Source organism: Streptomyces sp. NBC_00193 (assembly GCF_026342735.1).
Lineage (GTDB): Bacteria > Actinomycetota > Actinomycetes > Streptomycetales > Streptomycetaceae > Streptomyces > Streptomyces stoeckheimensis.
Window position 1 is genome coordinate 672,316 of record NZ_JAPEMM010000001.1, and the last position, 12,209, is coordinate 684,524.

Below are 12,209 nucleotides of genomic sequence, written 5' to 3' on the forward strand. Positions count from 1 at the left end.
GGGACCGGCCCTGGGCCGGTCCCCGCTTCTTCAGCTACTCAGCAGCAGCGTTCGTGCTCGTCAGCTGCAGCCGCTGGTGGAGCCGCAGCCCTCGCAGATGTAGCAGGAGCCGGCGCGCTGCATCTTCGTACCGCAGGAGAAGCACAGCGGGGCGTCGGCGGAGACGCCGAGCTGCATCTCGACCAGTTCGGCGTTGGAGTGCGCCGTCTTGGTGGCCGGGGCCGGGACGATCGCGACCGGCTTGGCGGCCGGGACGGTCTGGACCGCGGCGAGCGGGGCCGCCTGGGTCAGGGACTCCGTGTCGAGCTCCTCGTCGAGGGGCTCGTAGGAACCGGTGTCCAGGTGGCGCTGACGCTCCTCGGCGGAGTGGATGCCGAGGGCCGAGCGGGTCTCGAAGGGCAGGAAGTCGAGCGCCACGCGACGGAAGATGTAGTCGACGATCGACTGCGCCATCCGCACGTCCGGGTCGTCCGTCATGCCGGCCGGCTCGAAGCGCATGTTCGTGAACTTCGCGACGTACGTCTCCAGCGGGACGCCGTACTGCAGACCGACCGAGACGGCGATCGAGAAGGCGTCCATCATGCCCGCGAGGGTCGAACCCTGCTTGGACATCTTCAGGAAGACCTCGCCGAGACCGTCGTCCGGGTAGGAGTTCGCGGTCATGTAGCCCTCGGCGCCACCGACCGTGAAGGAGGTGGTGATCCCCGGGCGGCCCTTCGGGAGGCGCTTGCGGACCGGGCGGTACTCGATGACCTTCTCGACGGCCGTCCGGATGGTGTCCTCCGCCTTGGCGGTGACCTCCTCCTTCTCCTCTTCCTTCTTCTTCGCGGAGAGGGGCTGGCCGACCTTGCAGTTGTCGCGGTAGATCGCGAGCGCCTTGACGCCCAGCTTCCACGCCTCGAAGTAGATCTCCTCGATCTCCTCGACGGTCGCCGTCTCCGGCATGTTGACCGTCTTCGAGATCGCGCCGGAGATCCAGGGCTGGATCGCGGCCATCATGCGCACGTGGCCCATCGCGGAGATGGAACGCTCGCCCATCGCGCAGTCGAAGACCGAGTAGTGCTCCTGCTTCAGGCCCGGGGCGTCGACGACCACGCCGTGCTCGGCGATGTGGGCGACGATCGCCTCGATCTGCTCTTCCTGGTAGCCCATGCGGCGCAGGGCCTGCGGAACGGTGCCGTTGACGATCTGCATCGAGCCGCCGCCGACGAGCTTCTTGAACTTGACCAGGGCCAGGTCCGGCTCGACACCGGTGGTGTCGCAGGACATCGCGAGACCGATGGTGCCGGTCGGCGCGAGGACGGAGGCCTGCGAGTTGCGGAAGCCGTTCTTCTCGCCGAGGCGGATCACGTCCTGCCAGGCCTCGGTGGCCGCGGCCCAGATGACGTTGTCCAGGTCCTCGGTGCGCGGCGCGACGGCGTTGGCGTCGGCGTGCTGCTTCATGACGCGCTTGTGCGACTCGGCGTTGCGGGCGTAGCCGTCGTACGGGCCGACGATCGCGGCCAGCTCGGCGGAGCGCTTGTACGCGGTACCGGTCATCAGCGAGGTGATCGACGCGGCGAGGGTGCGGCCGCCGTCGGAGTCGTACGCGTGGCCGGTGGCCATCAGCAGGGCGCCGAGGTTGGCGTAGCCGATGCCCAGCTGGCGGAAGGCGCGGGTGTTCTCGCCGATCTTCTGCGTCGGGAAGTCCGCGAAGCAGATGGAGATGTCCATCGCGGTGATGACCAGCTCGACGACCTTGGAGAAGCGCTCGGCGTCGAAGGACTGGTTGCCCTTGCCGTCGTCGTCGAGGAACTTCATCAGGTTCAGCGAGGCGAGGTTGCAGGACGTGTTGTCCAGGTGCATGTACTCGCTGCACGGGTTGGACGCGGTGATGCGGCCGGACTCGGGGCAGGTGTGCCAGTTGTTGATCACACCGTCGTACTGGATGCCCGGGTCGGCACAGGCCCACGCGGCCTCGGCGAGCTTGCGGAAGAGCGACTTGGCGTCGACCGTCTCGATGACCTCGCCGGTCATGCGGGCACGCAGCCCGAACTCGGTGCCGTTCTCGACGGCCGTCATGAACTCGTCGTTCACGCGGACGGAGTTGTTGGCGTTCTGGTACTGGACGGACGTGATGTCGTCGCCGCCCAGGTCCATGTCGAAGCCCGCGTCGCGCAGGGCGCGGATCTTCTCCTCTTCCTTCACCTTGGTCGCGATGAAGTCCTCGACGTCCGGGTGGTCCACGTCCAGGACGACCATCTTGGCCGCGCGGCGGGTGGCGCCGCCCGACTTGATCGTTCCGGCGGACGCGTCGGCGCCGCGCATGAAGGAGACCGGGCCGGAGGCGTTGCCGCCGGAGGAGAGGAGCTCCTTGGAGGAGCGGATGCGGGAGAGGTTCAGGCCGGCGCCGGAGCCGCCCTTGAAGATCATGCCCTCTTCCTTGTACCAGTCGAGGATCGACTCCATGGAGTCGTCGACGGCCAGGATGAAGCAGGCGGAGACCTGCTGCGGCTGCGGCGTGCCGACGTTGAACCACACCGGCGAGTTGAAGCTGAAGATCTGGTGCAGGAGCGCGTAGGTCAGCTCGTGCTCGAAGATCTCCGCGTCGGCGGGCGACGTGAAGTAGTCGAAGTCCTCGCCGGCCTTCGTGTACGTCTTCACGATCCGGTCGATGAGCTGCTTCAGACCGGTCTCACGCTGCGGGGTGCCGACCGCGCCGCGGAAGTACTTGCTGGTGACGATGTTGACCGCGTTCACCGACCAGAAGTCGGGGAACTCGACGCCGTACTGCTCGAAGTTGACCGAGCCGTCGCGCCAGTTGGTCATGACGACGTCGCGGCGCGCCCAGGTCACCTCGTCGTACGGGTGCACGCCCGGGGTGGTGTGGATGCGCTCGATACGCAGGCCGCTCTTGGCAGTCTTGGTGCCCTTGGCGCGGGAACCTCGTGCCGAGCTGCTCGCCGTCTCTGTCATGCCGTTCCTCCCAATGCGGGCAAAACGCCCTAAAGTGCCAGCGCTATTCCGCGGCACGGTGCTGTGTGTCTTGTATCTACGTCTTCTTCGCCAGACCCACCGGCCGTTCCACGACGCACGTACGGCGCGGAACGGACCCTCCGGTCAGTCGGCGGCGGAGGCGGGCACGGGGACCGGAGCGGTCCCACCGGGCTCGCACTCTTCGTGAGGCCGCGGCACGCGGAGTTCCGCGATGGCGGTCTCGAAGTCTTCGAGTGTGTCGAACGCCTTGTAAACGGACGCGAACCGGAGGTAAGCGACCAGATCGAGGTCCTGCAACGGGCCGAGTATGGCCAGACCCACGTCGTGGGTGGTCAGCTCGGCGCTCCCGGTGGCGCGCAGCGCCTCCTCGACCCGCTGGCCGAGTTTGGCGAGGGCGTCCTCGGTGACCGGCCGCCCCTGACACGCCTTGCGGACGCCGGAGATGACCTTGGTACGGCTGAAGGGTTCGGTCACCCCGCTGCGCTTGATCACCATCAGCGAGGCCGTCTCCACCGTCGTGAAGCGACGGGAGCAGTCGGGGCACTGGCGGCGCCGGCGGATCGACGTGCCGTCGTCGGTGGTGCGACTGTCGACGACACGGCTGTCGGGGTGCCTGCAGAAGGGGCAGTGCATGGTTCCCTCACCCTCCTCTTGGCACGACTGAATCACCTCGTGAGACCCCTGAACGGCAGAGTCGAAGCTCTGCAGGAGGCTCTCGAAGCAGCCACAAGCATATGCGATGTCGAGGGCCCCAGCAGACCGAGGACCACAACTTCTGGGTGGCAGCGCTCATCCAACCACTAGATCTTGGGTTGTGGTGGATTTACACCGCTCCGCGTGTCGCGGCGTCCGATGGCCGGATAACAGGCCCTGCGATGCCACACTGGGCGCAGACCCGGACGGTGGCGACCCGACCCGGAAGGGTACCGTAAGCAGTGGCTCCGCAGCCGAACCCCCGTTCGGTCCGGATGGCCCGTCGGCGGTCCATACACCTCACGAAGTGACCACGGTGGGTGATCTCCGATTTTTCACTCGAACGTGTGTTTGGCGCAACCTTTCGAAAGCTACTACCGTTGTCCAGCTAGGGAGAACATTTCGAGAGGGGCCGACGTGACCACCACCGCAGACAGTGCCACCATCACTGCCCAGAACCGCTCCCAGAGCCGACTCGAGCCGGTGCATGCCATGAATGACGCAAGTCTGAACCCGGAGGCGGAGCCCGTACGCCCCGCACGCTCGCTGCCAGGGCGACCTCCAGGCATCCGCGCCGACAGCTCCGGGCTCACGGACCGGCAGCGGAGGGTCATCGAGGTCATTCGCGACTCGGTGCAGCGGCGCGGGTACCCGCCGTCGATGCGGGAGATCGGCCAGGCGGTCGGCCTGTCCAGCACCTCGTCGGTCGCGCACCAGCTGATGGCCCTGGAGCGTAAGGGCTTCCTGCGCCGCGACCCCCACCGCCCCCGGGCGTACGAGGTGCGCGGCTCCGACCAGCCCAGCTCGCAGCCCACGGACACCACGGGCAAGCCCGCGGCCTCGTACGTGCCCCTGGTCGGCCGGATCGCGGCCGGTGGCCCGATCCTGGCCGAGGAGTCGGTGGAGGACGTGTTCCCCCTCCCCCGCCAGCTCGTGGGTGACGGAGAGCTGTTCTGCCTCAAGGTCGTCGGCGACTCGATGATCGAGGCCGCCATCTGTGACGGCGACTGGGTCACGGTCCGCCGCCAGCCCGTCGCGGAGAACGGCGACATCGTCGCCGCCATGCTGGACGGTGAGGCCACGGTCAAGCGTTTCAAGCGCGAGGACGGCCATGTCTGGCTGCTCCCGCACAACGCCGCCTACCAGCCGATCCCCGGCGACGAGGCCACCATCCTCGGCAAGGTCGTGGCGGTACTGCGCCGGGTCTGACGCCCCGCGCCCTCATCCAGCTCCGGGACCTACTGCGCCGGTCCCGGAGCTGCTTCGTGTTTCCAGGCCACCGGCCTCGGCCTACTTGTCCTCGGCCTTCGCCGCTGTGTCGATCGCGGCGAGCGAGCGGCGGACCTGGTTGCGGTCCGTGGTGTACCAGAAGTCCGGCAGCGTGGCCCGCAGGAAGCTCCCGTAGCGGGCCGTGGCCAGCCGGGGGTCCAGGACCGCCACGACGCCCTTGTCCCCGGTGGCCCGGACGAGCCGGCCCGCGCCCTGGGCCATGAGCAGTGCCGCGTGCGTTGCCGCGACGGACATGAAGCCGTTCCCGCCGCGCTCCTCGACCGCCTTCTGCCGGGCGCTCATGAGCGGGTCGTCGGGACGCGGGAACGGGATCCTGTCCATGATCACCAACTGACAGCTGGGCCCCGGCACGTCCACGCCCTGCCACAGCGACAGGGTCCCGAACAGGCAGGTCTTCGGGTCGGCGGCGAAGGCCTTGATCAGCTCGCCGAGGGTCTCCTCGCCCTGGAGCAGGATCGGGTTGTCGAGCCGGCCGCGCAGCTCCTCGGCGGCGGCCTTCGCCCCGCGCATGGAGGAGAACAGTCCGAGGGTGCGGCCGCCCGCCGCCTCGATCAGCTCCGCGAGCTCGTCCATCATGTCGCCGCGGGTGCCCTCGCGGCCGGGGGTGGCCAGGTGCTTGGCGACGTAGAGGATGCCCTGCTTGGGGTAGTCGAAGGGCGAGCCGACGTCGAGGCCCTTCCACTGCGGCACGTCCTCGCCCTCGACGCCCTCCGGGGACAGGCCCATGGACGCCGCGACCCCGTTGAAGTCGCCGCCGAGCTTGAGGGTCGCGGAGGTCAGGACCACCGAGCGGTCCGCGAACAGCTTCTCGCGCAGCAGGCCGGACACCGACAGCGGAGCCACCCGGAGGGTGGCGCCGAAGCGGTCGTGGCGTTCGTACCAGACCACGTCGTACTCGGAGCCGGCCGTGATCCGCTCGGCCACCCCGTGGACGCTCTCCACCGCTGCGAGCGCCTGCTTGCGGACGGCGTCCTCGTCGTGGACCGACTTGTCCCGCGTGTTGCCGATCGCCGAGATCACGCTGCGCGAGGCGTCCCGCAGGGCCATCAGCGCGTAGCCGAGGTCCTCGGGGATCTCCTCCAGCCGGCCGGGAAGAGCCAGCTCCATGACCCGCTCGAAGGTCTCGGACGCGGTCTGCAGGGAGTCGGCGGTCTTCTCGTCGACCAGCTTCGCCGCACGCTTCACGGCGCGGTTGACCTGACCCGGGGTGAGCTCGCCCGTGGCGACCCCGGTCACCCGGGACACCAGCTCGTGGGCCTCGTCGACGATCAGCACCTCGTGCTGCGGGAGCACCGGGGCACCCTCGATGGCGTCGATGGCGAGGAGCGCGTGGTTGGTGACGACCACGTCCGCGAGCTTGGCCCGCTCGCGGGCGGCCTCCGCGAAGCACTCGGCGCCGTACGCGCACTTCGTCGCGCCCAGGCATTCGCGGGAGGAGACGGAGATCTGCGCCCAGGCCTTGTCGGAGACGCCCGGGGTGAGGTCGTCGCGATCGCCCGTCTCGGTCTCGTCCGCCCAGTCGCGCAGCCGCAGCAGGTCCTGGCCGAGCTTGCTGGTCGGGGTGGCCGCCTCGAACTGGTCGAAGAGGCCCTCCTCCTCGTCCTGCGGGGCGCCCTCGTGCAGACGGTGCAGGCACAGGTAGTTGGAGCGGCCCTTGAGCATGGCGAACTGCGGGCGGCGGCGGAGCTGCGGATGCAGCGCCTCCACCGTCCGGGGCAGGTCGCGCTCGACGAGCTGGCGCTGGAGGGCCAGCGTCGCCGTGGCCACGACCACGCGCTCGCCGTGCGCGAGGGCCGGCACCAGGTAGCCCAGGGACTTACCGGTGCCGGTACCGGCCTGGATGAGGCGGTGGGAACTGTCGTCGATCGCTTCGGCGACGGCTTCGGCCATGGCCACCTGGCCGGGGCGCTCCGTGCCGCCGACGGCGGAGACGGCGGCGTGCAGCAGGTCGGGGAGGGAGGGCTTCGTCATAGCAGTGCCAACCCTACGGGGCTCCGCCGACAGTGGCCGCACCGGCGAGCGGTCATCACCGGTGGAGGGGGTTCGGCACGGTGCCGTAGCGCACGGCGTGCGGGCGGTCGGGCCGGTCGCGGTAGCCGTCCTCGTAGAGACGGTTCCTGTTCAGGCAGAGCCGCACGATGCGTTCGCCGAGCAGGTCGAAGAGCTCGTAGCGCTCCTTGAGCTCCGGGAAACGGGCCTGGTGGCGCAGGATCTCCGCCCGCACGAGGGACCAGAACGTGTCCTCCGGGACCCCGAGCCGGTCCTCGCAGAGGGCGGAGAGGTAGCGGAAGACACCGACGAAGAGCCCCGAGTGGATGAACTGGGGCAGGAAGTCCGCGGGCTCGGTGAGCAGGACCGCCCGGACCTCTTCGGGCATGGTCGCCAGCTCGGGCAGCGGTTCGGCGCTGATGTTGACGTCGTCCACGAAGTCCTTGACCGCGAGCCGGACCGGGACGTCGTGCTCGTCGAAGATCACGACGGTGTTCTCCCCGTGCGGGGAGAAGACGGTGCCGTAGCGGTAGAGGAAGCGGAGCAGGGGCGGCAGCAGGGCGGCGAACAGCCGCTGGAGCCAGACCGTGGGCGTCAGACCGGAACGGGCGACGAGCTCGGCGGTGAAGGACCGGCCGCGCGGATCGGTGTGCAGGAGCGAGGCGAGGGTGCGGGCCCGCTCGCCGGGGGCGAGGTGCCCGGTCAGCGGTTCGCGCCAGATCGCGCCGAGGAGCTCCTTGTACTGGTACGGGACTTCGGGGAGCGCGTCGTAGACGGGGTGGCGGACCGTGACGGAGGCGACCTCTCCGAGCAGGATCACTCCGCATTCCTCGCGAAGGAAGGGGTCGCCGTCGCGCAGGGAGTGGATCCAGGCGGTGACGGCGGGCGCCGCGAGGGCCAGGTCCGAGGGCAGGCCGCGCCAGACCATGGTGTTGAGGACGGAGAGCGGCAGTTTGACGCTGTGGCGGTCGGGGCGGGTGAGGTTGAGGAAGGTGCGGATCGACTGCTGGGGAAGGCGGAGGTCGGGGTCGGCGGGGAGCGGGACCAGGGTGCCGGCGGCGAGGGCCGGGGCGAAGAGGGGCAGGAGGACCTCGTCCCACTGCCAGGGGTGGACCGGGAGGTAGAGGTAGCCGAGCGGGTCGAGGCCGCGGTCGCGCAGGGTCCGGTCGAAGAGGGCGCGGGTGACCGGGTCGAGCTCGGCCGAGTAGAGGCGGGCGGGGTCCTCCAGGCCGGCGGTGCCCCGGTAGTGCGCGAGGGAGGTGTGGGCGGCGAGCCAGGGCAGGCGCTGGGCGGTGCGGGCTTCGGGCGCCCAGGCGGCGGTGTCGGAGGCGGAGAGTCCGATCCGCCCCTTGTTGAGGACGAGCCAGGGGTGGCCGGTCTGGTGGCCTTCGAGGGCCGCGTAGTCGAGGTCGGCGAGGACGTCCGCGGTGAGCGCGGTGTGGTCGATTCGGGCGTCGGCCGCGAGCGTGGCGCTGAGCTCGCGCACGAGGTGGCCGAGGGTGGCGCCGTCGAGTCCGAGGAGGGTGCGCGCGCGGATGAGGAAGGCGTACGGGTCCCCGAAGGCGGTCGGTGACCCGGAGGCGGCCGGTGACCCGGAGGGCGCGGGCTGCGGGGTGAGGGTGATCGTGTCGGGGGTGACGTGCCAGCTGCCGTACGAGCGGCGGCGGGCCCGGAAGCCGAGGATGCTGCCGTCGTCGAGGGTGAGCGTCCAGGCGTCGCCGGAGGCGGCCGGGGCGGGGACCGGGGTGATGATCTCCTCGTACGCGAACTCGCCGAGCATCTTGGCGAGCAGGCGCCGGGCGGCGAAATCCCAGGTCGGACGGTTCAGTTCGGGCGGCGTGCACGGGTGCTGGGGCGACGGGGGCACGGTGTCCGGGAAGTGGGGGCCTGGGGAGTCGGGGGCTGCGGGGAAGTTCTGCACGGGACTCCTCAAGATCGGGAACTTTGCTGTGTGGCGCAGAGTTTTAGAGCTGAGATGTGCGGGAAGTGAAGGGGTATACGAGAACTGCGGGATGGCGGGGACTGCGGGGGTGAGGCGGGCGGGGCGGCGCTCAGAGGAGATTGCGCAGCGCCCGTTCGCGGATCATCAGGGCGGCTCGCTTGCCGGGCAGTTCGATCTCGGCGGGGCAGCGGAAGCCGGAGTTCAGGAAGGCTGATACGGAGGGGGTGTTGCGGATGTCCGGTTCGGCGATGACGCGCATGCAGCGGGGGCGGTTGTCGAGCACCAGGTCGGCGACGGCGCGCAGGAGCGCGGTGCCCAGACCTCGGCCGCGGTTCGCGCCGTCTCCGATGAGCAGGTGGATACCCGTGTCGTGGGGGCGCGCCGGGTAGTACGCGGAGAGCGGGTCGAGGTCGGCCCGGTAGATCTCCCAGTAGCTCATCGGCGTGCCGTCGAGGAGGCCGAGGCACGGGATGCTGCGGCTGCCCCCGTCCAACTGCGTCCACACGTGGGCGGCGGTGAGGGCGGCCGGGCCGGCCAGTTCCCAATAGGCGTCCACCTGTGGGTCGTTCATCCAGCCGGTGAGCAGCTCCAGGTCACGGTCGAGCCGTACCGGTTCGAGGCGGAAGACGCCGGACCTCGTCGCGACGCCGCCCCAGGCCGCCGGGGAGTCGAGCAGATCGGCTTCGGCGAGCCGGGGCAGCGACTCGGCGCTGAGACGCGGTGCCGGGGTGCGGAACACCTCCGTGCGGAGCACATCGGTGCGGGCCACATCGGTGAGGAGCACTCCGGTGTGGAAGTCGGTGGAGGGCATCGGGGGCTCTTCTCCGTTTCGGTGCTGACGCGTCAATCGTGAAGGGGGTTGGCGATGGTGACGTAGACGGACTGGGTGTCGACGGGGCCGACGAGCTCGTCCAGGCCTCCGAGGCGGGTGAGCAGATTCGCCTTGCAGCGCAGGGTGGGCGAGTCGAGCAGCCTCTCGGGGAGCGGGCCGAGGCCCCTGGCCTTGCCGAGGAAACGGCGGAAGGCGGCGAGCAGGATGCGTTCGTCGGCGAGCCGCTGGGATCCGAAGGCCCCGATGAGACCGAGCACGTTGTTGATGCCGAGGTAGTAGGCGAAGCGTTCGTCGGTGACTGCGTCGGAGACGAAGGTGTCGCTCGTGGCGCCGATTCCGGGAAGCCGGCGCTCCAGCTCCGCGCGGCGGGATGCGCGGAAGTAGTAGCCCTGGTTGTCGCGGTAGCGGCCGCCGACCGGCCAGCCGGCCGGGTCGAGGAGCACCAGCGTGTTCTGTTGGTGCGCTTCGAGGGCGATGCCGGCGAGCGCGTCGAAGGCGAGAACCGGCAGGACGACGTGTTCGAGGTACCGCAGAAACCACTCGGCGGCGACGGCGGAGGTCGTCCGCCCTGTCGTGGCGGCGAGCTGCGAGACGGTCTCGGCGAGCCGGGAGCTCATGCCGGTACGCCCTGGCCACGGGCGAGGTGCGGTGAGTGCGGCGATGCAGAGGGCGTCGTCGCCCGGTCGGAAGGGGTTGTGCCGGAGCATGACGTCGAGTCCGGGGACGGGTGCGCCGTCCGGGGCGTCGACGGCGACCCACGCGGGATCGCGGACGATGTCGAAGCCGGGGTGGTCGGACTGCCACCGCTCGGCGAGTCCGGTGCGGAGCAGCCGGTGCACCTCGATGCCGCGGTGGAGTTCCTTGCGGAGGTTCTCCCGACGGGAGTTGGTGATGCGCAGGCCGAGGGAGAGCTTGAGCATCGCGGGGGCGCCGGGCTGGTGGACGGTGCGGATGGAGGAGGTCGGATACCAGGGGGCGCCGTACGGGCCCAGGTCGTGCAGGAGTCCCGCGTCGCGGAGGGCGGCGGCCGCGGGGCGCTGGAGCAGGTCGCGGGCCTGCCAGGGGTGAAGGGGAAGGGGGGTGGCGCCGTCGGGCACCGGGAGCCCGGGGGCGAGTCGGCCCAGGAGCCGGGCGGCCGAGACGGGGCGGCCGCGTTCGGTCCAGGCGGAGTCGGTGGCGAGGACGGCGGGTGCGACCGCCACCCAGTGCAGGGGGAAGGAGCCGTGCAGTTCGGGTGAGTAGCGGCGGACTTCGGCTTCGGAGAGCCCTTCGCGGCTCTTCGGGGTCGGGTGCAGCGGGTGGCCGAGGAGGAGCGACTGTTCGGCGGTGAGGAACCGGTCCGCGGCGACGGGGTCGGGTGCGGCGGGGCGTTGGCGGCGGTCGGTGATGAACTCGGCGGTCCGGTGCACCGAGTCGGCGACCCGGCCGACGAGGTCGGCGCCGCCGGGGGCACCGTCGCCGGGGGCCCTTCCGGGGGTGGCTTCGCCTTCACGGGAGATCAGTGCTGCGAGGGTGACCGCGTCCACGGCCGGGGCGTCGGCGGTGACGCCTTCGATGCGGGCCGGGCCGAAGCGGTGCCAGCCGGCTGTGGACCAGTAGCGGACGGCGACGAGCAGGGCGGCGCCCGATGCGGGAAGGGGGATGCGCAGGACGGGCCCGGCGGGCTGTTCGAGTCCGGTCTCGCGGACCCAGCAGCGCAGCAGGTTCTCCACGGAGGCGGCCTCGGCGGCGACCCTGGGGTCGGGGTGGTCCAACGGGTCGGCCGCTCCCGCGCGCGGTCGGGCGGTGCCGTCCTTCTGCCGTGGCACCGCGGCCGGTGACTGCGGCTCGGCCGGCGGCCAGGGCATGCCCGCGGCAGGCATGCACGGAAGCCCACCGGCAGGACCGGTGGAGCCGTCACCCGGCGGCGCCGACGCCGTGGCCCGCTCTTCCGCTTCGGCTGCGCCGCGTCGTGGGGCCACGGCCTCCTGGGCAGCGGCGGGCGCGCCGGTGGAACCCGAGGGCGAAGGGGCCGCCTCGGAAGGCCCCTTGGGCACGGCCTTGCCCTGTCCCCCCGAGGGCAGCTCGCCCGGACGCCCGGGGCCCGACGGCGTCGGGTCGGCCGAGGAACCGGGTCCGGTCGCCGCTCCCGAAACCTCCGCCCCGGGCCACCCGGCAAGGGCATCCGCGAAGCCCCCGGCCGACAGCCCCTCAGCCGGTCCTGCCGGACCAGCGTCGGCCGCGCCCCCGGAAGTCGCCCCCGAAGCCACGGCCGAAGGCACACCTCCCGATGCCCCGCTGAGAGCCGTCCCCCCGGGCCACGCGGCGGCGCCGGCCGAAGACCCACCGGACACGGCCGCATCGGCGGAGGACCACGGGAAACCGCCCGCCGAAGCAAGCAACGGCGGCCACGCGGTAGGCGGAGCCGTCGACCCACCGCCCACAGCCGCATCGCCGGTGGGCCGAGAGGAACCGCCCGCCGAAGCGAGCAAGGGCGGCCACGCGGTA

7 protein-coding genes are annotated in these 12,209 nt (G+C 70.9%); 1 reads left to right on the plus strand and 6 read right to left on the minus strand.

Going from position 1 to position 12,209, the window contains the following annotated elements; all coding sequences use genetic code 11:
* Nucleotides 1–60: 60 nt before the first annotated feature.
* The gene (locus tag OG898_RS02700; protein ID WP_250748825.1) at nucleotides 61–2,955 is read right to left on the minus strand and encodes a vitamin B12-dependent ribonucleotide reductase; all 2,895 of its coding nucleotides are present in this window, start codon (nucleotides 2,953–2,955) and stop codon (nucleotides 61–63) included.
* Nucleotides 2,956–3,099: 144 nt separating this feature from the next.
* Entirely contained in the window at nucleotides 3,100–3,609 is a 510-nt protein-coding gene (gene nrdR, locus OG898_RS02705; RefSeq protein ID WP_250748823.1) for a transcriptional regulator NrdR, read from the minus strand.
* Between the two features lie 477 nt (nucleotides 3,610–4,086).
* Between nrdR and lexA the strand changes: the two genes are divergently transcribed.
* On the plus strand, nucleotides 4,087–4,878 hold the full coding sequence (gene lexA / locus OG898_RS02710) for a transcriptional repressor LexA (RefSeq protein WP_214953278.1): 792 nt from the start codon (nucleotides 4,087–4,089) through the stop codon (nucleotides 4,876–4,878).
* Between the two features lie 81 nt (nucleotides 4,879–4,959).
* Here the strand turns inward: lexA and OG898_RS02715 are convergent, their stop codons facing one another.
* The 4 genes from OG898_RS02715 to OG898_RS02730 all read right to left on the minus strand — a co-directional run bounded on the left by OG898_RS02715 (nucleotide 4,960) and on the right by OG898_RS02730 (nucleotide 11,584).
* Nucleotides 4,960–6,930 carry an ATP-dependent DNA helicase gene (locus tag OG898_RS02715; RefSeq protein ID WP_250748821.1) on the minus strand — a complete coding sequence of 657 codons (1,971 nt, stop codon included), beginning with the start codon at nucleotides 6,928–6,930 and terminating at the stop codon, nucleotides 4,960–4,962.
* 55 nt (nucleotides 6,931–6,985) lie between these two features.
* Nucleotides 6,986–8,869 carry an IucA/IucC family siderophore biosynthesis protein gene (locus tag OG898_RS02720; protein WP_266954779.1) on the minus strand — a complete coding sequence of 628 codons (1,884 nt, stop codon included), beginning with the start codon at nucleotides 8,867–8,869 and terminating at the stop codon, nucleotides 6,986–6,988.
* A 130-nt stretch (nucleotides 8,870–8,999) separates the two neighbouring features.
* A complete protein-coding gene (locus OG898_RS02725) occupies nucleotides 9,000–9,701 on the minus strand; it encodes a GNAT family N-acetyltransferase (protein WP_266954781.1) in 702 nt (233 codons plus the stop codon).
* 32 nt (nucleotides 9,702–9,733) lie between these two features.
* Nucleotides 9,734–11,584, minus strand: coding sequence for an IucA/IucC family siderophore biosynthesis protein (locus OG898_RS02730; protein ID WP_266954783.1), 1,851 nt, complete (start codon nucleotides 11,582–11,584; stop codon nucleotides 9,734–9,736).
* Nucleotides 11,585–12,209 lie beyond the last annotated feature (625 nt).